Genomic DNA, 21,497 nt, shown 5'->3' on the forward strand with positions numbered 1-21,497 from the left:
ATACCCGGTGTTTACTTTCCGGCCCCGATTGGGGGAGCGGGCAGTGGTGTGGGGGTGACCGCTGGGATGGGTAGGTTTTGCGGCCCTAGGCAGGCTAAACTAGTGCGCGCAGACCTAGCCGTGAGCACAGTAAGGAAATTTAATGGCTCGTGTAGTTGTCAATGTCATGCCGAAGGCCGAGATTCTGGATCCGCAGGGGCAAGCTGTTGTCCGCGCGCTGGGTCGAATCGGGGTTGAAGGGGTCAGCGATGTCCGCCAGGGCAAGCGCTTCGAGCTGGAGGTCGCGGACTCCGTGACGGCCGAGGAGCTGGAGAAGGTCGCGGCCACCCTGCTGGCCAACACCGTCATCGAGGACTACGAGGTCACCGGGCTGGAGGTCAAGTAGTGTCCGCCAAGATCGGAGTAATTACCTTCCCTGGCACGCTCGACGACGTTGACGCGGCTCGCGCCGCGCGCCGGGCCGGCGCCGAGGTGGAAAACCTCTGGCACGCTGATGCCGACCTGCGCGGCGTGGACGCGGTCGTGGTCCCCGGTGGCTTTTCCTACGGCGACTACCTGCGCTCCGGGGCGATTTCTGCCCTCGCGCCCGTTATGCGCTCGGTCATCGACGCCGCCCACAAGGGAATGCCGGTGCTGGGCATTTGCAACGGCTTCCAGATCCTGACCGAAGCCGGCCTGCTGCCCGGGGCACTGACCCGCAACCAGGGGTTGCACTTCCACTGCACCGACACCTACCTGGAGGTCGCGAACGCGCAGACCGCCTGGACCAGCGAGTTTGAGGCAGGCCAGCGGATCCTCATCCCGGCCAAGCACGGCGAGGGCCGTTTCCAGGCCGCCGCGGAGACCGTCGAGGAGCTGGAGAAGGAAGGCCGCGTGGTCTTCCGCTACACGGACAACTACAACGGGTCCGTCAACGCGATCGCCGGTATTACCAACGAGACCGGCCGGGTCGTGGGGCTGATGCCGCACCCCGAGCACGCCATCGATCCGCTTACCGGGCCGTCCACCGACGGCCTGGGTCTTTTTGTATCCGCTATCAAAGCCGTGACGGCCGCAGTTTAGGAGGCGCACATGACCGTACACAATGACACCGTCTCCCAGGCCCAGCAGGACCCGGACCTGGAACAGCCCTTCCGCGAGCTGGGGCTCAAGGACGACGAATACCAGCGCATCAAGGACATCCTGGGGCGTAGGCCGACCGATGCCGAGCTGACCATGTACTCCGTGATGTGGTCGGAGCACTGCTCGTATAAGTCCTCGAAGACGCACCTGCGCTACTTTGGCCAGACCATGACCGAAGAGATGGGGGAGAAGATCCTCGCCGGTATCGGTGAGAACGCCGGCGTGGTCGACATCGGGGACGGCAACGCGGTGACCTTCCGCGTGGAGTCCCACAACCACCCGTCGTACGTCGAGCCCTACCAGGGCGCGGCCACCGGCGTGGGCGGGATCGTCCGCGACATCATGGCCATGGGCGCGCGCCCCATCGCGGTGATGGACCAGCTGCGCTTCGGCCCGGCCGATGCCGCGGATACCAAGCGCGTCCTGCCGGGCGTCGTCGAAGGCATCGGCGGCTACGGCAACTGCCTGGGTCTTCCCAATATTGGGGGCGAGACCGTCTTTGATGAGTCCTACGCTGGCAACCCGCTGGTCAACGCCCTGTGCGTGGGCACGCTGAAGGTCGAGGACCTGAAGCTGGCCTTCGCCTCCGGCACCGGCAACAAGGTCATGCTGTTCGGCTCCCGCACGGGCCTGGACGGCATCGGCGGCGTGTCCGTGCTGGCGTCGGACACCTTCGAGGACGGCGCGGAGCGCAAGCTGCCGGCCGTCCAGGTGGGCGACCCCTTCGCGGAAAAGGTCCTCATCGAGTGCTGCCTGGACCTCTACCACGCCGGCGTCGTAGTCGGCATCCAGGACCTGGGCGGCGCCGGCCTGGCCTGTGCCACCAGTGAGCTGGCCGCCTCCGGCGACGGCGGCATGGAAATCAACCTGGACGAGGTCCCGCTGCGCGCCGAGCACATGACCGCCGCCGAAATCCTGGCTTCCGAGTCCCAGGAGCGCATGTGCGCGGTCGTGGCCCCGGAGAACGTGGAGCGCTTCCGCGAGATCTGCGCGCACTGGGACGTCACCTGCGCCGAGATTGGTGAGGTCACCACCGGTAAGCACCTAGTCATCCGCCACCAGGGCGAGGTCGTCGTGGACGCCCCGGCCGGCACCATCGCCGACGAGGCCCCGGTCTACGAGCGCCCCTACGCCCGCCCGGAGTGGCAGGATAAGCTGCAGGACTTCGGCGGCGTGGATCATGCCCCGCTGGGCGATGCCCTCCTTCAGCTGGTGGCCTCCCCGGCGCTGTGCTCCCGTGACTTCATCACCAACCAGTACGACCGCTACGTCCGCGGCAACACGGTGCAGTCGCACCACGCGGACGCCGGTGTGCTGCGCATCGACGAGGAGACCGGCCGCGGCGTCGCCGTCTCCGCGGACGCCTCGGGCCGCTACACCAAGCTGGACCCGAACATGGGCGCGCGCCTGGCCCTGGCCGAGGCCTACCGCAACGTCGCCGTGACCGGCGCCCGCCCGGTGGCCGTCACCAACTGCCTGAACTTCGGTTCCCCGGAAAACCCGGACGTGATGTGGCAGTTCCGCCAGGCCGTCCATGGCCTGGCCGACGGCGCGGTCGAACTGGGCATCCCAGTCTCCGGCGGCAACGTCTCCTTCTATAACCAGACCGGTGAGGAGCCCATCCTGCCGACCCCGGTCGTCGGCGTGCTGGGCGTTATCGACGACGTCGCCGACTCCATCGGCCACCACCTGGGCACCGCTGCGGACGAAGTCCTCATCCTCTTGGGCTCCACCCAGGACGAATTTGGCGGCTCCATCTGGCAGCAGGTCTCCGGCAAGGGCCTGTCCGGCCTGCCGCCGCAGGTGGACCTAGCCAACGAGGCCAAGCTGGCCGAGTTCTTCCACGGCAACTCCGACCTCACCGCGGCCCACGACGTCTCCGAAGGCGGCCTGGCCGTCACCGCGTTCGAGATGGCCAAGCGCAACCGCGTCGGAGTTGAGCTCGATCTGGCCGCCGTGCACGACGACGAGTTCGTCGCCGCGTTTTCCGAGTCTGCCTCCCGCGCCCTGGTGGCCACGACTAAGGACAAGGCGGACGCGGTTCTCCAGCGCGCCCAGGAGCTGGGCATCCCGGCCGCTCAGGTTGGCAAGACCACCGCGGTGGACAGCCTCATCCTGGGCCAGACCGCCGTCCCGCTGACCCAGCTGGTCGACGCCTGGTCCGCCACCCTGCCCGACCTCTTCGGCCACGCCGTGGGGGCGAACTCCGTGGTGGAATAGGGGAGATAGAAAATGCCTCGCACCGTGGTACGCGGTGTGAGGCATTTTTCGTGGGCCATTCGACCTTATGCGGGGTGTAGAAAGGGCGCTTAAGACGCTTTAGCGTTGCGTGGCTAACCCCGCCTGTAGCGGCCGGTTTAGCCGCCGATGGTCGGCTGGATGGTTTGTGCCCAGCTGACCTTGAGTTGGTGGGAGAACAGCGGGAAGGAGTGGGAGCCGGTGTTGGTGTAGTAACGGTTGACGTCGACGCCGGCCGCGCGGGCGGTGCGGGTGTAGATGTTGGTGCACTCGTTGGCAACCTTCTCGGTTGCGGACGGGCCCAGGTGTTGGGCGGGGCCGTAGTTGCCGTCGATGGGGCCGGGGGTGCCGGAGGCGGAAGCAACGAAGACCTTGACGTCGCGCAGTCGGTGCGGCTGGGCGTTGGGATCGTGGTCGGCCCAGGCCGGGGAGCCGGGCAGGCCCCAGGCGTTGACGGAAGAGCCGCCGCCGGCGGCCATCATGATGCTGGAGACCGGCCATCCCAGGGCACCGGAGCGGACCGGGCAACCGGAGTAGGAGGCGGCGGCGCGGAAGCGCTGCGGGGCGTGGCCGGCGATGTCGAGGGCGGCGGCGCCGGTGGAGGACAGGCCCGCGATAGCGTCGCGGCCGTTGCCGTGAAATTCGGCGTCGATGAGCGGCGGGAGTTCGTGGGTCATGTAGGTGTTCCACTTGTTAACGCCCAGGATCGGATCCGAGGTATTCCAGTCGGTGTAGAGGGAATAAGCGCCGCCGATGGGCATGACAACGTTGACGTTCTTGCCGGCGAACCACGGGCCGACGTCGGTGTGGCTCATCCAGTTCATGCCCTGCTCGCCGCCCTGGATGCCGGGCAGCAGGTAGAAGGATCCGCGCGGCTGATCGCCGCCGGGTAGCAGCACGTTATTGGTGATAACGGCGCGGTTGGCCGGGGACCAGACGTCCACCTTCCAGAAGTTGCCGTTGACGTGTCGCTTGTTCACGATCATCGGCTGGTTGCCCAACCAGGGCTGCTTGCTCTGGTTGCCGGGTAGCTGGAGGGAGCCGTCGATGAGGCTCGATTGGGCCTGAGCGGACGGGGCGGCAGGGCTGGCGAGGCCGAACCCGAGGGCGGCGACCGCGGCGAAGGCGGCGGCTAGTACGCGGGGGCGGTGAAGAGAGACAGATTTAAACACCGTTCGACTATAACGCATATAGCAACGAGTTCGAAGGATTTTCACAGCCGTGGGTTACGCAACCGTAGGTTATACTACGGCTAGAAGCAGCGGTTACTCCGCTAGTGGAGACCTGCGAGGAGGAACAATGGCGCCGGTACAGGACGGCATAGTCGAACGGACTAGGCTAGTGGTCGACCGCGGCCCGCGCCCGCTTACCCGCGGGTGGGGACACGTCTTCGCCATGCTGGCCGCCCTCGTCGCCGCCACCGTGCTCATTACCTACTCCTGGATGACGCTGAGCTGGGCACCGGCCCTGGGCGTGACGGTCTACGGGGTATGCCTGGTCGGGCTATTCGCGGTTTCCGCGACCTACCACCGCTGGCCCTGGGGTAGCTTCCGGGCCGTGCAGTGGTGGCGGCGGGCGGATCACGCGACCATTGCCGTGTTCATCGCGGCGACGTATACGCCGCTATCACTTATCGCCTTCGACGGTGCGACCGCGTGGATCCTGCTCGGAGTGGCCTGGGGTGGCGCGCTGGCCGGCGTGATACTCAACCTGGTCTGGATCGAGCACCCGCGCTGGCTATCCGTGGCCGTGTACTTGGTGCTCGGGTGGCTGATAGTCCCCATCATCCCGACCCTGTGGCGGCAGGAAGGCCCTGCGGTGGTCTGGCTGCTCTTTGCCGGCGGCCTGGTTTATTCCTTAGGCGCGGTGGTCTACGGGCTCAAGTGGCCGGGGCGCAACGCGCGCATCTACGGCTACCACGAACATTTCCACTCCGCGACAATCGCGGCCGCCGCGGTCCACCTGGTCGCCGTGTGGATGGTGGTCGTCGGTGCCGGCTAAGAGCCCGGACAGGGCGCTAGTAAAAGTAGTGAAGACAGGGCCACCGGGGGCCGAAGAACCGTCAGGGGACGGAAAATTCGGACGATTTACTGGCCGGGCCTAGGGCATGAGAGAAGGTGAACCGCATGAAAGCAAAGGAAAAGGCAACCGTCGTAATCCGGGTAGCGGTCGTGGCCGTGGTGGGGCCGGCGTAATTTACTTTCTGGCGCGGGACTGGATGCTGCGCCGGCCGGCAGGCGCCGACTAGCGCGTTGCCGTTTTGGGCGCTGATTGCAGGGTCGGGCTTAGTCGATGTGCTGGTTGTTGGGCGCGACGATGAGGGGCTTGGGAGAGTACTTACCGCGTAGCTCCCGCAGGATGTTGGCGTGCTCGGCCAGGCGCTTGTCCTCGTCGGTGACCGGGGTGAACTGGCGCGCGGCCTGCGGCTGGAAGTCGCGGTCGATGGCCATGTAGGCCACGGTGGCGTGGATGGCGGTCTCCAGGTTGTTGCGGCCGCCGCGCGGGTTGCCGGCGCGCACGTGGATGGACATCTGCATCGAACGGTTGTCGGTGCGCATCATGCGGGCGTCGACCTCGATGAGGTCGCCGATGGCAATCGGGCGGTAGAAGCGGATGCCGCCGGCGTAGACGGCCACGGTGTGCTCACCGGACCATTCCATGGTGCAGGCGGTGCCGGCCTCGTCGATCCACTCCATGGCGGTGCCGCCGTGGACCTTGCCGCCCCAGTTGACGTCCGTCGGCTTGGCCAGAAAGCGGTTGATGAGCCGCGGGGCGTCGGACGGGCCTTCGTAGGTCTGCTGTTCCATCTCCTCTTCGATGGCCTTGCGCAGCTCAATACGAGACTGGGCGGCCTCGGCGACGCGGCGCTGCTCGTCGTTTTCCGGGGTGAACGTGGGCACCGGGGTCGACTTGTTGGTTTCGGCGTCCTTGGCCACGAAGATGACCAGGCAGTCGCAGGCGCGGGTGAAGATGCCGTCGCGCGGGTCCGCGGAGAGTACCTCGTTGACGATGTGCATGGACGACCGGCCGGTCATCGCAATGCGGGAGCGGACCTCCACGATGTGGCCCGAGGGGATGGGGCGGGTGAAGTGAATGTGGCCTACGTAAGCGGTCACGCAGTACTGGCCGGACCACTGGACCGCGCACGCGTAGGCGGCCTTGTCGATCCATTCCAGAACGCGGCCGCCGCTGATGCCCTGGGCGCCAGCCATGCGGACATCAGTGGGCGAAGCCATGAAACGAAGGGTGATTTGCGGGGACTTAAGAGCATCCTGCGTCTGCGGAGTAGTTGTCATAATATATAAAGCTACCAGGGCGGGAGGAAGGATTAGGGCACGTGGCGTCGCGGACTGCCGCACGGTTGCGCGCAGGCAGCGCCGGGGTGGCGGGGACTAGACTGGGCGGCATGGCAAAGAAGGCAGATCCCGCTGCGGCGCGCGCGGCCGTCGTGGCTTTGGCAGAGTGGATTCAGCAAGAAAGTCCGGACGCCGCGGAGCGGCCGAGCCGGGCCACGCTGGCGCAGGCGGTACGCAATACAGCCCGGTTGGTGGAGCAGGACGCGCCGGGGCACTCGGTGGAGCTGCGGGTACCCCCGTTCGTGGCCGTCCAGTGTATTGAGGGGCCGCGCCACACCCGCGGCACCCCACCCAATGTCGTGGAGACGAATCCGCACACGTGGCTGCGTTTGGTCACCGGGCATACCAGCTGGCAAACCGCCGTCGACGCAGGACAGGTTGATGCTTCCGGCTCCCGCGCCGCGGAGATCGCGGAGTGGCTGCCCATCATCCCGCTGGGCCGCTGAGCCGCGCAAGCGGGCACGAGGGCGGCCGGGTATTAGTGCCGGACTGGCTAAACGACTAAGATAACCGGCGTGGAAGCCGTCAACTCACTTCAGACAACTGGCCTCACTAATCTCGACGATCACGGCGAGACCTCTCCGCGGGAAGAATGCGGCGTTTTCGGCGTCTGGGCCCCGGGAGAAGAGGTTTCCAAGCTTACCTATTTCGGGCTTTTCGCCCTCCAGCACCGCGGTCAGGAGGCCGCCGGCATGGCGGTCGGGGATGATGACCGCCTGGTGGTTTTCAAAGACATGGGGCTGGTAGCCAATATCTTCGACGAGTCCATCCTGAGCTCCCTGCAGGGCAACGTGGCCGTCGGACACACCCGCTATTCCACCGCCGGTGGCAAGGAATGGTCCAACGTGCAGCCGATGTTCGGCGCGTCCTCCAACGGGGTGGACATCGCGCTCGGCCACAACGGAAACCTGGTCAACTACCTGGACCTGCGCCAAGAGGCCATGGACCGCGGGCTGATTAAGCCGCACGAGGAGTCGGTCTCCGACTCGATGTGCCTGTCTATATTGCTGGGCGACGGCGTCAATGAGGAAACCTCCGTCTTTGAATCCGCCCGCCAGCTGCTGCCCCGCGTTCAGGGCGCTTTCTGCCTGACCTTCACCGACGGCCACACCCTGTACGCTGCCCGCGACGGGCACGGCGTGCGCCCGCTGGCGCTGGGCCGCCTGCCGCAGGGCTTCGTGATCGCCTCCGAGACCTGCGCGCTCGACATCGTGGGCGCGCAGTTCATCCGGGAAATCGAACCGGGCGAGCTCGTCGCCATCGACGAGACCGGGATCCGTTCCGAGAAATTCCTCGACCCCACCCGCCACGGCTGCGTCTTCGAATACGTCTACCTGGCCCGCCCCGATACCCAGATCTCCGGGCGCTCGGTCAACGAGACCCGCGTGGACATCGGCCGCCGCCTGGCCCGCCAGTTCCCGGCCGAAGACGCCGACCTGGTCATCCCGGTGCCGGAGTCAGGCAACCCGGCCGCGGTCGGCTACGCCCGCGAATCCGGCATCACCTTCGCCCACGGCCTGGTGAAAAACGCCTACGTGGGCCGCACCTTCATCCAGCCCACGCAGACCCTGCGCCAGCTGGGCATCCGGCTCAAGCTCAACCCGCTCAAGGAGGTCATCGCCGGCAAGAAGCTCGTGGTGGTGGATGACTCCATCGTCCGCGGCAACACCCAGCGCGCCCTCATTCGCATGCTGCGGGAGGCAGGTGCGGCCGAGGTCCACGTGCGGATCGCCTCCCCGCCGGTGAAGTGGCCATGCTTCTACGGCATCGATTTTGCCTCCCCGGGCGAACTCATCGCCAACGTCGCGTCGAGCGATGACCCGGAGGTCATCTGCCAGACCATCTGCGAGGCCATCGGCGCCGACAGCCTGGGCTTTGTCAGCGTGGATGAGATGATCGCGGCGACCGAGCAACCACGCAGCCAGCTGTGCGCCGCCTGCTTCGACGGCCACTACCCGCTGGGCCTGCCGGCCGGTAACCCCAACGCGGAGGCCGTACGTACGCTAATGAGCCAGAACTCTTAAAAAGACCCCAAGGAATGAAACTTTCGCTATGACCGATACGACTGACAACACTTACGCCGCCGCCGGCGTGGACATCGCCGCCGGCGATCGCGCTGTTGAGCTGTTCGCCCCGCACGCCAAGCGCGCTACCCGCCCGGAGGTCATGGGCGGCCTGGGCGGGTTCGCGGGCCTGTTCAAGCTCGGCGACTACAAGGAGCCCATCCTGGCGGCGGGCTCGGACGGCGTGGGCACGAAGCTGGCCGTGGCCCAGGCGATGGACAAGCACGACACCATCGGCATTGACCTGGTGGCCATGTGCGTCGATGACCTGGTGGTCTGCGGCGCCGAGCCGCTGTTTTTGCAGGACTACATCGCCGTCGGCAAGGTCGTTCCGGAAAAGGTTGCGGAGATCGTGGCCGGCATCGCCGAGGGGTGCGTGCAGGCGGGTGCCGCGCTGCTGGGCGGCGAGACCGCCGAGCACCCCGGCGTGATGGAGGTCGATGATTACGACGTCTCCGCCACCGCCGTGGGCGTGGTCGAGGCTGATAGCGTGCTGGGCCCGGACAAGGTCCGCGACGGCGACGTGCTCATCGCCATGGGCTCGTCCGGCCTGCACTCCAACGGCTACTCCCTGGCCCGCCACGTCCTGCTCGAGCAGGCCGGACTGCCGCTGGACGGTTACATGGACGAGCTCGGCCGGACCCTGGGTGAGGAGATGCTCATCCCGACCCGCATCTACGCCCAGGACTGCCTTGCGCTGGCCGCGGAGTGCCACGTGGCAACGTTCTGCCACGTCACCGGCGGCGGCCTGGCCGGCAACCTGGAGCGCGTCATACCGGAGGGGCTGACCGCGCACGTGGCCCGCTCCACCTGGACCCCGGGGCAGATCTTCCGCACCATCTCCTCGGTGGGCAAGGTCGAGCTGTCCGAGATGGAAAAGACCTTCAACATGGGTGTTGGCATGGTGGCGGTGGTCTCCGCCGAGGACCGCGACCGCGCGCTGGCCATGCTCACCGCCCGCCACCTGGACGCCTGGGAGCTGGGCGAGGTGCGCAAGTCCGCCGAGGGCGCGCCCCGCGTCGTGGTGAGCGGCAACCACCCGAACTTCTAGTAGCCCTTAGATACACCAACGCCGCCGGTGACCAAGTTCTAGTTGCCGGCGGCGTAGTGGCGTTTTTAGGGGTTAACCTTTGTCTTCGTCGTCCCAGTCGTCGATGTAGTCGGCGTATGGGTCTTCGTAGCGGTCGTCTTCTTCATCCTCTCGGCCCCATCCATCGCCCGGCTTCTTGGAGGCTAGCTCGCGCTGGAGCGAATCCAAGTCCATCTCCGGAGAATTGTACTTCAACTGGCGTGCAACTTTGGTCTGCTTTGCCTTCGCGCGTCCGCGTCCCATGTGCATGACCCCCTTGAGGTGTGTAGGGCACGATCCAGGGTTTCGGATGGCCCCATCGGCTTGTCATTTGAGTATCTTCCTGTAAGACACAATAGCCTGTACGTCAAAAAAATTCCGCACGACCCCCTAAGGCAGGGCAAATGGCCTAGTGAGAGACTTAAAGGGTTTTCTCACTAGGCCCGTAAACGGGTGGCTCTACTTGCCCCGCAGTTTGTTGATGGCCGCGCGCCCGGCCTTCGGCCCCTCGGAGGTGGGAATGGAATCCGGATCCAGATTGGCGGCCGCCTGGCCGATGGTCAGCTGCCCGGAATCCAGGGCGGAGCGCTTGACCAACCCCAAGGCGATGGGGCCGAAGTCGCAGTCGTCGACGAGAGAGCCCATCCGCCCGACGCGGCGACCGGAGAAGGTGATGTCGGCTCCCGGTTCGGGCAGCTGCGGGGCCGAGCCGTCCAAGTGCAGCAGTACCAGCAGGCGGGGTGAGCGGCCGAGGTTTTCCACGCGCGCCACGGTCTCCTGCCCGCGGTAGCAGCCCTTGTTCAGGTGCACGGCGCCGGCGTGCTTACCGCGGCCGATCCACTGCGGGACCTCGTGGGGGATGGACTTGTTGTCCAAGTCTGCGGCCAGCTCCGGTTCGCGGGCGCGGATGCGCTCGGCCGTATACGCCATGAGCCCGGCCAGGGTCAGCCCGGCCGCTTCCAGCTCCGCGACGGCGTTTGCCAGTTCAGCGCGGGGCACTACGATGTCGCGGCGGCGGATCCCCGGCCAGTCGACGTCCCGGCTAAAGACGGTGGAGGAGGGGGTGGAGACTTCGCCGTCGCCCAGGACCGTCAGCAGCGCGTAGTCGGGTTCCGTGACTTCTACCTGCGACCAAAAGACCATTTTGCTCAAGAAATCCCGTAGGCTGTCTGCTTGGCCCGCGGGTAGGTCAAGGAAAAAGCCCTCGGCCGTGCGGGTGGTGTCTGCTTGGTGCAGGATGTGGCCCTGGATGTCTAGATCGAGGGCCGTGGCACTATAGCCCACCGGGACATCGTCCAGCTTCTGCGACAGAAGGTTGTTAAGGAATTCCGCGGAGTCCGGTCCGCTGACTTGCAAGAAACGGCGGTGGCTGCGGTCTACGACGACGGGGCCGGACTGGGCGGCGCGCTGTTCGCCCAAGGGGTTTCCGTAATGCCACGCGACCCCGACGGCATCAAGCGTTGTTTCTGACTGGAATTCGGCAGCGCCGAGGCGCTGAAGAAGAACAGAAGAATAACTCACACTTGCCATCGTAACGCGCCATTCGCCTGCTTGGCTAGGTCCAACGGGGCATAATTATGGGCATGCTACAACCTGCGCCCGTAATCTACGTGGTCGAGCCCTTCGGGGGTTCGATCCGCCGCCACAACCCCACGCTGCCCCTGGTCTTTTGGGACGACGCGGCCGTCACCCGGGGTGACGGGGTCTTTGAGTCCCTGCTCATTAGGGGCGGGGAGGCCAAGAACGTCGAGCGGCACGCGCAGCGCTTTGCCCGCTCCGCCCACGCTCTCGGGCTGCCGGAACCGTGCCTGGACAAGTGGCTGGAGGCCACCGCGCTGGCCGCGAGCGAATTCGACGCGGAGGAGGCCAAGTGCACCTGGACCTATTCGCGGGGGCGGGCCTCGACCGGGGTACCCACGGCGTGGGTGGCGGTCCAGCCCATCGGCGCGGACGTGTTGACCCAGCGGGCGAAGGGGGTGCGTGTGTGGGCCACCCCGCGGCGCTGGCAGGCCGATGACAAGGTGCTGGCCAAGACCCTGAACTACGCCGCGACGCTGGCTACGCTGCGGCAGGCCCGCCACGACGGCTACGACGACGTCATCTATACCCACCCGGACAGCGGGCTGGTGCTGGAGGGGGCGACCTCGACGGTCGTGGCGGTGCGCGGGAAGAAGCTGCGCACACCCAAGGCCCCGGGGATTCTGCCGGGCACCACGCAGGCGGCGCTGTTCGCGCTGGCCGAGGAGCGCGGTTATAACTGCAAGGCCAAGGAGATGGACCTAGGCTACCTGCAGCGCTCGGACTCGGTTTGGCTGGTCTCCTCGGTGCGCACCGGGGTGCGCGTCCGCTCGCTGAACGGGACCAAGCTGGCGGCCCTGGACAACGAGAAGGAGATCCGCGCGCTTATCGACGCCGCGGTGGCGGCGTAGCGCGAGAAGCTAGCCGGCGACGCGGGAAAGCTCGGCGGACATGTACGGGCGCATCTCGCCGTCGACGAGGCGCTCGTCGACCCAGCCCAGGTTGTTGTTGGGCATGAGCCCGTACATGCGCTTGCCCGGGCCCAGGTTCTTCGGGCCGGTCTCGGTGACCATGGTCGAGGCGGACTCGAGCTGCCAGGCGCGCTCGTTGAAGGGCTCGCCATAGAAGATCTCGACGATTCCGGTCGAGGACGTGTAGGTCATCTCGATCTCGTCCTTCGGAGAGATCCGCCAGTAGCCGGACTCACGCACGTCGGCCTCGCCCGGGTTGCCCTCGGAGTCGATCTTCCAGGTCCGGGAGCTAAAGGACAGGTAGTTCTCGCCGTCGTGGGCGATAATCAGGCGCTGGCCGAAGGTGTACTCGTTGCCGTCAGTGCCGTGTGCCTGGCCCTCGCCCTGCCACACGCCCACCAGTGGCAGGAGGGCCAGCAGGCCGTCGTGCAGGGACGGGCCCTGGCGCAGGTTGGCGGTGTCCTCCGAGACGGGGATCTCGGCGAAGTCCGGGGCCGGGATGTTGCGGGCCGAGGCGTCCTTCCAAGCCTCGGCGGCGTGGTTCACGGCGGCGTTGCCGTTGAGCTTGCCATTGGAGCCGGTGTTCGCCGCGGCGGCATCGGCAGCCGTATCCGGGGCCGGCTCGCCCGCCGGGGTAGTGTTCTCGGGGTTTTCGGAGTGTTCGTTTCGCTCAGTCATGCCCTCGATCCTAGCTAACTGCGCGTCGGCACTGCGTGGTTGGGCGGGGGAAGGGCCAGCGAAACCCGGCCCGGGTCTATAGAGTGTGGTATGTGCGTGTCCTATTAATTTTGAACCCGAATTCCACGAGCCAGAACGCCGGCCTGCTGCGGCAGGTCGTGCCGGCGCTGCGGGCGGTGCCCGGGCTGTCCATGGAGGCCCGGATGACCCAGTACCCGGGGCATGCGGAGCAGATGGTGGCCGGCATGCGCCGCTCAGACTTCGACGCGGTCATCGCCATGGGCGGCGACGGCACCGTCAACGAGATCGTCAACGGCCTGCTCGGGCAGGTGCACGATTCCGGGCAGCGGCCCCGCCCGGAGGAGCTGCCCATGCTGGCTATCATCCCGACCGGCTCGGCGAACGTCTTCGTGCGCGCGCTGGGCTTTCCCGCCGGAGCCGTGGACGCGACCCACGTGCTGGCCCGGCTGCTTGACCGCCACAGCACCCGCACCATCTGCCTGGGCACCTGGGACGAGCGCTGGTTCGCGGTGAACGCGGGCTTCGGTCTGGACGCCGACGTCTTGGCGCGCGTGGACCGCGCCCGCGAGCGCGGCTTTGCGGCCACCCCGCTGCGCTACCTGGCCATCGGGGTGCGCGCCTATACCCGCGCGCTGCGCCGGCCGCCGCGCATCAGCGTGGTCGCGGAAGGCCGCGACGGGCAGCGCTGGGAGCACGAGAACGTGCCCCTGATGCTGGCCTCGAATACCAACCCGTGGACTTTTCTGGGCCCGCTGCCCATGGTGACCAACCCGCGCAACTCCTTCGACGAGGGGCTGGGCCTGTTCGGCCTGAGCAGCCTACAGGGCGTGTCCGGCCTGGTCGGCATGCTGCACCTCATTGGCGTGGATCACCGCCGCTGGCTCAACAAGGTCACCAACGCGCGCACCCTGCAATTCGACGACGCCGCCGCGGTGACGCTGAGCTGCCCGACCCCGCACCGCTTCCAGGCGGACGGGGAATCCGAGGGCACGCACACCCGGGTACAGCTCAAGTCGGTGCCGGACGCCCTCGAGGTATTCGCCCCGCAGGAGGCCGGCGAGCCACACAAGCGCAGCCTCAAGGAGATCCTGCGGGATCTGATCCGGATTAAGTAGGCGCGGCTAGGCGCCGGAATTCTCGTCGTTGACCTCGCGCCCGTCGGAGTCGTAGTCTCCGGCGATCTCGATGGGGGCGAGCTGCCCGGGCTGCAGGTGGGTGTTGCGGCGCTGGGTCTCGAAAGTGATGCCGCCACCCTGCAGGCGCACGGCGGTGGCCTGGGCGGGCAGGGGCAGCTGCCGGGTATCCAGCTCCAACTCGAAGGCCTTCGTGGCCTCTTCCTCGCTCGTGCCCTCGGCCAGCTCCAAGATCTCCACAGGGCGCATGTAGAAGCGTTCGCCGACTAGCCGCAGCGTCACGCGCACCCGGGTGGGCTCTTTCGCGCCGGCGACGGTGCCGCTGAGCTCGGCCTCGGAGGCCATGCCGCCCGTAGGTGAGATGTTGTCCGGGTTGGCAATCGACAAGTCAGTGATACTCAGCAGGCGCCCGAGCGCGACCCCGTCCAAGGTGATGGCGCGCGAGAAGGTGGACACCGACGCGCCGGCGAAGTTGCCGCTGGTCAGCTGGTCGGCGGCGACGGTGATATCGCGCAGGGTGGTCTGCGCGTTGATCATCCCTAGGTGGGGGACCTCCACGTCGAGGGACTTGACCTCGATCAGCGGGATCTCGTTGGTTACCGCCGCCCCCAGGTAGGGCATGCCCCCGACGAAGACCTCGGGGGAGTTTTCCAGCTTGGATTCTTCCTTGACCCGCTGGGAAATGGAGTGCTCCGCATGCATGGCGAAGCCGGAGTCCATCACGAATAGGCTTCCGCCCACCGCGGCGATGCCCAGCAACCAGGCGAGGGGCTTGCGGGCGCGGGCGGGCACAACAACGTCAGTCACATGCTCCATTGTTGCAAACTATCCTGGAAACCATGACAGTGACTAACACTAAGACCACGCACCTGCCCGACGATGCCGCCACGGCCCGCGCCGTCGCCGCCCTGGCGCGCGACGCCGCCCAGGCCGACGGGGTAGCGCCTCTGTCCGAGCAGTTCCTGGCGGGGCTGGAGGACGCCCGCCTGGGCCATACCCACACCCTGCTCTGGGTGGGCGAGGACCTAGCCGGGGCGGCGGCTGACGACGGCGACAGCGCCGAGCTCTTCGTCGCCCCCGACTACCGCGGCCACGGCGGGGGCAAGGCCCTGCTGGCCGAGCTTGGTGACCGCCCGGTCTGGGCGCACGGCAACCTGCCGGCGGCCCAGCGCCTGGCCGCCGCGGGCCGGGAGGTAGAGCGCGAGCTTTTGGTCATGGCCGTCCAAGGGGAACCGTTGTCCAGCGCCGCGGCCTTTTCTGCCGACGACGCGCCGGGCCTTCAGGCCCTGGATTACCCGGCGGCCGCCGAACGCTTCGGGGCCGCTGCCGTGGACCGTGCCTGGCTGGCGGTCAACAACGAGGCGTTTAGCTGGCACCCGGAGCAGGGCGGCTGGGACGCCGAGCGCTTGGAACGCGGCAAGGACAACTCCTGGTTCGATCCTGCGGACGTGCTCTTCCTGTGGGATACCCGCGGTGCGGAAACGACGTTGGCCGGCTTCCACTGGACCAAATGGCATTCCCCGGCAACCACCGAGGAGGACGAGTCCTTCGGTGAGGTCTACGTCATCGGGCTAGCCAGCTCCTACCGGGGCAAGGGGCTATCCCGGCCGCTGCTAGCGATGGGCCTGCAGCGCATGCGGGACAAGGGCGCTGACAAGGTGATTTTGTACGTGGAGGCGGACAACGCCCCGGCCGTGCGCTCCTACGACAAAGCGGGCTTTGAGGTGGCCGAGCGTCACTGCGTCTACGGTGTGAAGAAGCGCTAGGGCCAGTCCAAAAACGGACCAAATCCAAACATAAGCCAGGTGAAGAACACAGTGAAACGTGGAAGGTGAGTAGAATCACTCGCCGGGAGACGATTGTTAACTCAGTGTTAACCGAAACGCACCTTTCGGGTTAACCAAGGCTGGATAGCTTTAAGTGTTGTGAGTATCCAGGCCTTTGCGGCTCGGAGGTACTGTGCTGCGGACTAGTTCACCGCTTAAAGGCCAGTTCCACCGCGCTGGGGGTCAGCCCGGCTCCACCGTCCCATGGGGTGAGAGCACGCGGGTAAAGGTGCTCGGACAATCAAGTTGAATCTGATCTCCACAGGAAAGGTTTCCCGTGATTCGCAATTTCAAGCGCACCGCTGCAATCTTCGGCATCATCGCGGCGTCTTCTACCGCGCTGGTCGCCTGCAACGACTCTGATTCCTCCGCCGAGGGTGAGACCGAGGTCTCCGGCGAGCTGACTGGTGAAGGCGCATCCTCCCAGCAGAACGCTATGGACTACTTCGCTTCCAAGTTCCAGGAAGCTACTGGCGGCGACGCTAGCCTTGCGTACAACGCCACCGGCTCCGGCTCCGGCCGTACCCAGTTCGTCGACGGCCAGGTCACCTTCGCCGGCTCCGACTCCCCGCTGGAGGAGGAGCAGGTCGACGCTGCTAAGGATCGTTGCAACGGCAACGACGCTTGGCACCTGCCGTTCGTCATCGGCCCGGTTGCTATCGCCTACAACCTGGAGGGCGTTGACGAGCTGAACCTTTCCACCGAGAACGTTGCCAAGATCTTCAAGGGCGACATCACCGAATGGAACGACGAGGCCATCCAGGCTGACAACGAGGGCGTTGACCTGCCGGACACCCGCATCTCCGTGGTCTACCGCTCCGACGAGTCCGGTACCTCCGACAACTTCCAGAAGTTCCTGCACGACGCCACCGAAGAGTGGGACAATGAGGGCGGCAAGAACTTCCCGACCGAGGTCGGCGAGGGCGCCAACGGCTCTTCCGGTGTTGCTACCCAGGTCTCCAGCATTGACGGCGGCATCACCTACGTCGAGCACTCGCACGCTGAGCAGGCTGGTCTGGGTGTTGCCAAGATTGACTTTGGTGCCGGCCCGACCGAGCTGTCCGAGGAGACCGTCGGTACTGCTCTGGAGAACCTGGAGTTCGAGACCGAGGGTAACGACATGGTTGTTAACTCCGAGGCCCTGTTCTCTTCCTCTGAGGAGGGTTCCTACCCGCTCATTCTGACCACCTACGAGATTGTCTGCTCCGCTGGTTACGACGAGTCCGAGGCAGCCCTGTTGAAGGAGTTCCTGAAGACCGCTCTGGATCGCCAGGATGAGGGCCTGACCGAGGCCGGTCACATTCCGGTCTCCGGTGCTCACCTGGACCGCCTGAAGACGGCTGTGGACGAGATTCAAGCGTCCTAAAATATCCTCATACTGACTGGTGCATCGCCCCGCCCGCAGCGCGCGGTGATGTTCCGGATGGTTGAATTCCCCCGCCGGCCGCTCTCTACGCCGTCGGGGGTTCTTCCCGTTAAACGGGAAGATGTGACACACGTAAAAACCCTACAAGTTGAAGGATCCCCGCCACATGGCTGAGTACAACTCGACAACGGGTGAGCACAAGAAGCTCGACGACGACCGCAACGTGGAAGGCCACTCCGTGGCCACGACCACCGCCGCGGGCCAACCCGACAACGAACCCCAGGGCGCTTCCGAGGGGGTGAAGACCGGCGGCGTTAAGCGCCCCGGTGATCGCGTCTTTGAGATTTTATCCACGGCATCCGCCACCCTTATCACCGTTTTCATTGCGGCTATCGGCATCTTCCTGATTATTCGTGCCGTCCCCGCGCTGAACCGCAACGCCGAAGGCTACCTCGGCTTCTTCACCTACACGGGTCCGTGGGACACGTCCAGCGTGGACGAAATGTACTTCGGTATCCCGAACCTGTTCGCCGCCACGGTCACCATGTCGGTGCTGGCTCTCATCATCGCCATGCCGGTGGCACTGGGCGTGGCCATCTTCCTGTCCAATTACGCGCCGGCGCGCCTGGTCAAGCCGATGGGCTTCTTGGTCGACATGCTGGCCGCCGTCCCGTCCATTGTTTATGGCCTGTGGGGCTGGCTGGTCCTGGGCCCGGTGCTCTCGGGATTCTACGAGTGGATTCACAGCTGGGCCGGTGGGTTCTTTCTCTTCACCGTCTACGAGAACTCGCCGTCGTTCGCAACCGCCCGCAACATGTTCACCGGTGGCATTGTCCTGGCCGTGATGATTCTGCCGATTATCGCTGCAACCGCACGCGAGGTCTTCGTCCAGACCCCGAAGGGGCAGGTCGAGTCCGCCCTCGCCCTGGGTGCTACGCGCTGGGAAGTCGTCCGCATGACCGTCCTGCCGTTCGGCCTGTCGGGCTACATCTCCGGCGCCATGCTGGGCCTGGGCCGCGCGCTCGGTGAGACGATGGCCCTGTACATGGTCGTCGGCCCGTCGTCCGAGTTCCGCTTCTCCCTGTTCGATGGCGGTACCACCTTCGCGACCGCGATTGCGAACGCGGCACCGGAGTTTAACAACCCGATTAAGGCGGGCGCCTACATCGCCGCCGGTCTGGTGCTGTTCTTGCTGACGTTCATCGTCAACGCCATTGCCCGCGCGATCGTCTCCAAGAAGTAGAAGAGTGAGGATAAAAACAATGTCTAATGCTGTAGCTGCTTCTGACGTTTCGACCACGCACAACGCCTTTACCGACATTTCGGGCAAGCGCAAGTTCGCCAACAGCGCGGCGACCGTCCTAATCTACCTGTGCATGATTGTCGCTCTCATCCCGCTGGTGTGGGTGCTCTGGGAGCTCATCGCCAAGGGCCTGCCCGTCACTCTGAACCTGGAGTGGTGGACCGAGGACATGCTGGGCGTCATGTACCACCAGCCCGGCGGCGGTGCGTTGCACGCCATCGTCGGTACCATCATCCAGGCCGGCCTGGCGACCATCATCGCCGTCCCGATCGGCGTGTTTACCGCCATCTACCTGGTCGAGTACTCCCGCGGTGGCTGGCTCGGCCGCGTCACCACCTTCATGGTGGACATCCTGTCTGGTGTCCCGTCCATCGTTGCCGCCCTGTTCGTCTACGCCGCCTGGATCGGCGTCATGGGCTTCGACCGCTCCGGTCTGGCCCTGGCGTGGTCCCTGTTGCTGTTGATGATTCCGATCGTCGTCCGTAACACCGAGGAGATGCTGCGCGTGGTCCCGATGGACCTGCGCGAGGCCTCCTACGCCCTGGGCGTGCCGAAGTGGAAGACCATCGCCAAGATCGTTCTTCCGACCGCACTGTCCGGTATCGCCACCGGTGTCATGCTGGCAATCGCCCGCATCATGGGTGAGTCCGCTCCGGTTCTCATCCTGGTCGGTTCCACCAGCGCCCTGAAGTGGGACCCGACCGGTGGCACCATGTCCTCGCTGCCGCTGATGATGTTGGACATGTACAAGGCCGGCGTTACCGAGGCCGTCCTCGACAAGCTGTGGGGCGCCGCCTTCACCCTGGTCCTTCTCATTGCGCTGCTCAACGTTGCCGCCCGTATCATCTCCGCGAAGTTCTCGGTCAAGCAGTAACTCGCACTGCCTTCACGGCCCGAACTTTCACCGACAACTCTCATACTCAGGAGCACAAGATGTCCAAACTCGAACTCAACGACGTCAATATCTACTACGGCGACTTCCACGCTGTGCAGAACGTCAACATGCACATCCCGGCCCAGGCGGTAACTGCGTTCATCGGCCCGTCCGGCTGTGGTAAGTCCACCGTGCTGCGTACCCTCAACCGCATGCACGAGGTCATCCCGGGCGCCTACGTCAAGGGCGAGATCCTGCTGGACGGCCAGAATATCTACGACTCCAAGGTCGACCCGGTCTCGGTGCGCAACACCATCGGCATGGTATTCCAGAAGGCCAACCCGTTCCCGACCATGTCCATCGAGGACAATGTCGTCGCCGGCCTGAAGCTGTCCGGCGAGAAGAACAAAAAGAAGCTCAAGGAGGTCGCGGAGAAATCCCTGCGCGGCGCCAACCTGTGGGACGAGGTTAAGGACCGCCTAGACAAGCCGGGCGGCGGCCTCTCCGGCGGTCAGCAGCAGCGTCTGTGCATCGCCCGCGCCATCGCGGTCGAGCCGGAGGTGCTGCTCATGGACGAGCCGTGCTCGGCCCTGGATCCGATTTCCACCCTGGCGGTCGAGGACCTGATTCACGAGCTGAAGCAGGAATTCACCATCGTCATCGTGACCCACAACATGCAGCAGGCTTCCCGCGTGTCCGATAAGACCGGCTTCTTCTCCCTGGAGGCCACCGGCAAGCCGGGCCACCTGGTGGAGTTCAACGACACCACCAAGATCTTCGAGAACCCGGAAAAGAAGGAAACCGAAGACTACATCTCCGGCCGCTTCGGCTAAGGAGTCCCCTCGCGCACGGCTCAACCGTGCGCTGCGCTAAAACTTGATTGTCTGAGTTAAAGACTTAATCCCCCCGGTGCCAGGTTGAGCCTTGGCGCCGGGGGATTAGTAGTTTAAATGCCCGCCGCGCAGGGCGCGCGGCGGGCAATGGGGGAGGAAAGGGGGGTGTTCCTATATAGGTTGTCAACTCCGCGGGTGGGCTTGTTGGGGGTGTGAAGGGTTTCTGCTTCACGTTGTGGATGTTGTTTTCGGGCATCTTGAGGAGCCGATTGGGCTTGCTGCTCAATCGGCTTGAGGTGCGGTTCTGTTGGTTCTAGGCTGCTGCGGCCTCCCGGGCTGTAGAGATGTCTCGGTAGTGCTCGCCGTTGCGCATCATGGCGAAGAGAACGTTTAGGCGTCGGCGTGCGAGTGCGACGACTGCGGCGTTGTGTCTTTTGCCTTCTTTGCGTTTTCGTTCATAAAATTGCCGGGAGCGCTCGTGGAATCTGATCGATGCAAAAGAAGATTGCCATAGGGCGTTCTTTAATTTTTTGTTGCCAGCCCGGTTGGGCGAATTCGACATAATGGACGTTCCCGACTGATTCGTCCGCGGTGATAGGCCTGCGTAGGACGCTAGGTGCGCTGCATCGGGGAAGTCGGACATATCGCCAGCAGTCATGAGGATCTGCGCCGCACTACGCGGGCCGATGCCGGGCATGGATAAAAGAATCTTGGTTTGAGGAATATCCTGAATGAGCTTAAGTACCTGCGCTTCGATTTCCTTGCGATGCTCTAATTTGGCCAATGCATCTTTGGCGGACATTGCTACGCCTAGTTCGGCGTATTCTGCGCCAGCAATGGATACGGTCTGTGCGTGGATGGCAGAGGACCTGACCCCTTGGTGGTGGACACGCTGAAACCAGCATCTAGCTGGGGAAGTGAGGTATCTTTCCACCATGCCAGAGAGTGTCCGATTGTTTGTGTGCGGGGGCTTGGTTTACAAGTAGTCCGCGAATCGGTTGGGGTAAGCCACGGCTAGTTGGGGTTGCGTCCCTTAGTGTGGTGTAACGCGAGAGTGTCTGATGGTTTGTGTGTGGGTTCCCAACCTGCATGAGGAGATGGACCAGAATGACAACTGTGGCACGAC

20 protein-coding genes and 1 pseudogene are annotated in these 21,497 nt (G+C 65.2%); 14 read left to right on the forward strand and 7 right to left on the reverse strand.

Annotation, left to right across the window (positions count from 1 at the left end; all coding sequences use genetic code 11):
- Positions 1-142 precede the first annotated feature (142 nt).
- Genes purS through purL form a run of 3 tightly spaced genes read left to right on the forward strand, consistent with a single transcriptional unit; the run spans position 143 to position 3,342 of the window.
- Positions 143-385, forward strand: coding sequence for a phosphoribosylformylglycinamidine synthase subunit PurS (purS, locus tag QQS52_RS08295; RefSeq protein WP_070768624.1), 243 nt, complete (start codon positions 143-145; stop codon positions 383-385).
- Entirely contained in the window at positions 385-1,062 is a 678-nt protein-coding gene (purQ, locus tag QQS52_RS08300) for a phosphoribosylformylglycinamidine synthase subunit PurQ (protein WP_472773419.1), read from the forward strand. Before purS ends, purQ begins: the two co-directional genes overlap by 1 nt.
- A 9-nt stretch (positions 1,063-1,071) precedes the next feature.
- On the forward strand, positions 1,072-3,342 hold the full coding sequence (gene purL / locus QQS52_RS08305; protein ID WP_472773420.1) for a phosphoribosylformylglycinamidine synthase subunit PurL: 2,271 nt from the start codon (positions 1,072-1,074) through the stop codon (positions 3,340-3,342).
- Positions 3,343-3,479: 137 nt separating this feature from the next.
- On the opposite strand, the gene QQS52_RS08310 is transcribed toward purL, so the two are convergent.
- The gene (locus QQS52_RS08310; RefSeq protein ID WP_472773421.1) at positions 3,480-4,532 is read right to left on the reverse strand and encodes an alpha/beta hydrolase; all 1,053 of its coding nucleotides are present in this window, start codon (positions 4,530-4,532) and stop codon (positions 3,480-3,482) included.
- Between the two features lie 127 nt (positions 4,533-4,659).
- Between QQS52_RS08310 and trhA the strand changes: the two genes are divergently transcribed.
- Complete coding sequence (gene trhA, locus QQS52_RS08315) at positions 4,660-5,361, forward strand: PAQR family membrane homeostasis protein TrhA (RefSeq protein ID WP_472773422.1); 702 nt, start codon at positions 4,660-4,662, stop codon at positions 5,359-5,361.
- A 284-nt stretch (positions 5,362-5,645) separates the two neighbouring features.
- On the opposite strand, the gene QQS52_RS08320 is transcribed toward trhA, so the two are convergent.
- Complete coding sequence (locus QQS52_RS08320) at positions 5,646-6,596, reverse strand: acyl-CoA thioesterase (protein WP_472773423.1); 951 nt, start codon at positions 6,594-6,596, stop codon at positions 5,646-5,648.
- Between the two features lie 170 nt (positions 6,597-6,766).
- Between QQS52_RS08320 and QQS52_RS08325 the strand changes: the two genes are divergently transcribed.
- The 3 genes from QQS52_RS08325 to purM all read left to right on the forward strand — a co-directional run bounded on the left by QQS52_RS08325 (position 6,767) and on the right by purM (position 9,830).
- Positions 6,767-7,162: a sterol carrier family protein gene (locus QQS52_RS08325; RefSeq protein ID WP_472773424.1), complete on the forward strand. Its 396-nt coding sequence runs from the start codon at positions 6,767-6,769 to the stop codon at positions 7,160-7,162.
- A gap of 69 nt (positions 7,163-7,231) precedes the next feature.
- Positions 7,232-8,740, forward strand: coding sequence for an amidophosphoribosyltransferase (gene purF / locus QQS52_RS08330; protein ID WP_472773425.1), 1,509 nt, complete (start codon positions 7,232-7,234; stop codon positions 8,738-8,740).
- Positions 8,741-8,768: 28 nt separating this feature from the next.
- Positions 8,769-9,830: a phosphoribosylformylglycinamidine cyclo-ligase gene (purM, locus tag QQS52_RS08335; protein WP_472773426.1), complete on the forward strand. Its 1,062-nt coding sequence runs from the start codon at positions 8,769-8,771 to the stop codon at positions 9,828-9,830.
- A gap of 72 nt (positions 9,831-9,902) precedes the next feature.
- Here purM and QQS52_RS08340 read toward each other — a convergent pair whose 3' ends face one another.
- Positions 9,903-10,112, reverse strand: coding sequence for a DUF3073 domain-containing protein (locus QQS52_RS08340; RefSeq protein WP_210400087.1), 210 nt, complete (start codon positions 10,110-10,112; stop codon positions 9,903-9,905).
- Between the two features lie 195 nt (positions 10,113-10,307).
- Positions 10,308-11,369: a CAF17-like 4Fe-4S cluster assembly/insertion protein YgfZ gene (gene ygfZ / locus QQS52_RS08345; protein WP_472773427.1), complete on the reverse strand. Its 1,062-nt coding sequence runs from the start codon at positions 11,367-11,369 to the stop codon at positions 10,308-10,310.
- Positions 11,370-11,431: 62 nt separating this feature from the next.
- On the opposite strand from ygfZ, the gene QQS52_RS08350 reads away from it, so the two are divergent.
- Complete coding sequence (locus QQS52_RS08350) at positions 11,432-12,277, forward strand: aminodeoxychorismate lyase (RefSeq protein WP_472773428.1); 846 nt, start codon at positions 11,432-11,434, stop codon at positions 12,275-12,277.
- 9 nt (positions 12,278-12,286) lie between these two features.
- Here QQS52_RS08350 and QQS52_RS08355 read toward each other — a convergent pair whose 3' ends face one another.
- Complete coding sequence (locus QQS52_RS08355; protein WP_472773429.1) at positions 12,287-13,015, reverse strand: heme-binding beta-barrel domain-containing protein; 729 nt, start codon at positions 13,013-13,015, stop codon at positions 12,287-12,289.
- 92 nt (positions 13,016-13,107) lie between these two features.
- On the opposite strand from QQS52_RS08355, the gene QQS52_RS08360 reads away from it, so the two are divergent.
- The gene (locus QQS52_RS08360) at positions 13,108-14,151 is read left to right on the forward strand and encodes a diacylglycerol/lipid kinase family protein (RefSeq protein WP_472773430.1); all 1,044 of its coding nucleotides are present in this window, start codon (positions 13,108-13,110) and stop codon (positions 14,149-14,151) included.
- Positions 14,152-14,157: 6 nt separating this feature from the next.
- Here QQS52_RS08360 and QQS52_RS08365 read toward each other — a convergent pair whose 3' ends face one another.
- A complete protein-coding gene (locus QQS52_RS08365; protein WP_472773431.1) occupies positions 14,158-14,976 on the reverse strand; it encodes an LmeA family phospholipid-binding protein in 819 nt (272 codons plus the stop codon).
- Positions 14,977-15,008: 32 nt separating this feature from the next.
- Between QQS52_RS08365 and mshD the strand changes: the two genes are divergently transcribed.
- From mshD to pstB, 5 genes are all read left to right on the forward strand, one after another.
- The gene (gene mshD / locus QQS52_RS08370) at positions 15,009-15,935 is read left to right on the forward strand and encodes a mycothiol synthase (protein WP_472773432.1); all 927 of its coding nucleotides are present in this window, start codon (positions 15,009-15,011) and stop codon (positions 15,933-15,935) included.
- Between the two features lie 337 nt (positions 15,936-16,272).
- The gene (gene pstS / locus QQS52_RS08375; RefSeq protein WP_472773433.1) at positions 16,273-17,361 is read left to right on the forward strand and encodes a phosphate ABC transporter substrate-binding protein PstS; all 1,089 of its coding nucleotides are present in this window, start codon (positions 16,273-16,275) and stop codon (positions 17,359-17,361) included.
- A gap of 166 nt (positions 17,362-17,527) precedes the next feature.
- A complete protein-coding gene (gene pstC, locus QQS52_RS08380) occupies positions 17,528-18,604 on the forward strand; it encodes a phosphate ABC transporter permease subunit PstC (RefSeq protein ID WP_472773434.1) in 1,077 nt (358 codons plus the stop codon).
- Between the two features lie 19 nt (positions 18,605-18,623).
- Positions 18,624-19,538, forward strand: a complete 915-nt coding sequence (gene pstA, locus QQS52_RS08385; RefSeq protein WP_472773435.1) for a phosphate ABC transporter permease PstA — start codon at positions 18,624-18,626, stop codon at positions 19,536-19,538.
- A gap of 59 nt (positions 19,539-19,597) precedes the next feature.
- Positions 19,598-20,371 carry a phosphate ABC transporter ATP-binding protein PstB gene (pstB, locus tag QQS52_RS08390; protein WP_070768606.1) on the forward strand — a complete coding sequence of 258 codons (774 nt, stop codon included), beginning with the start codon at positions 19,598-19,600 and terminating at the stop codon, positions 20,369-20,371.
- Positions 20,372-20,684: 313 nt separating this feature from the next.
- Here pstB and QQS52_RS08395 read toward each other — a convergent pair.
- Positions 20,685-21,236: pseudogene (locus tag QQS52_RS08395) on the reverse strand (transposase); the annotation flags it as partial.
- Between the last annotated feature and the right edge of the window lie 261 nt (positions 21,237-21,497).

This window comes from Corynebacterium sp. 1103A (assembly GCF_055700955.1).

What these genes read in the sequence shown, in the direction of transcription:
- QQS52_RS08350 (WP_472773428.1), top strand. Translation starts at nt 11,432, where the DNA reads ATGCTACAACCTGCGCCCGTAATCTACGTGGTCGAGCCCTTCGGGGGT.
- mshD (WP_472773432.1), top strand. Translation starts at nt 15,009, where the DNA reads ATGACAGTGACTAACACTAAGACCACGCACCTGCCCGACGATGCCGCC.
- purS (WP_070768624.1), top strand. Translation starts at nt 143, where the DNA reads ATGGCTCGTGTAGTTGTCAATGTCATGCCGAAGGCCGAGATTCTGGAT.
- trhA (WP_472773422.1), top strand. Translation starts at nt 4,660, where the DNA reads ATGGCGCCGGTACAGGACGGCATAGTCGAACGGACTAGGCTAGTGGTC.
- QQS52_RS08340 (WP_210400087.1), bottom strand. Translation starts at nt 10,112, where the DNA reads ATGGGACGCGGACGCGCGAAGGCAAAGCAGACCAAAGTTGCACGCCAG.
- pstB (WP_070768606.1), top strand. Translation starts at nt 19,598, where the DNA reads ATGTCCAAACTCGAACTCAACGACGTCAATATCTACTACGGCGACTTC.
- QQS52_RS08355 (WP_472773429.1), bottom strand. Translation starts at nt 13,015, where the DNA reads ATGACTGAGCGAAACGAACACTCCGAAAACCCCGAGAACACTACCCCG.
- purM (WP_472773426.1), top strand. Translation starts at nt 8,769, where the DNA reads ATGACCGATACGACTGACAACACTTACGCCGCCGCCGGCGTGGACATC.
- QQS52_RS08320 (WP_472773423.1), bottom strand. Translation starts at nt 6,596, where the DNA reads ATGGCTTCGCCCACTGATGTCCGCATGGCTGGCGCCCAGGGCATCAGC.
- purL (WP_472773420.1), top strand. Translation starts at nt 1,072, where the DNA reads ATGACCGTACACAATGACACCGTCTCCCAGGCCCAGCAGGACCCGGAC.
- pstC (WP_472773434.1), top strand. Translation starts at nt 17,528, where the DNA reads ATGGCTGAGTACAACTCGACAACGGGTGAGCACAAGAAGCTCGACGAC.
- QQS52_RS08325 (WP_472773424.1), top strand. Translation starts at nt 6,767, where the DNA reads ATGGCAAAGAAGGCAGATCCCGCTGCGGCGCGCGCGGCCGTCGTGGCT.
- pstA (WP_472773435.1), top strand. Translation starts at nt 18,624, where the DNA reads ATGTCTAATGCTGTAGCTGCTTCTGACGTTTCGACCACGCACAACGCC.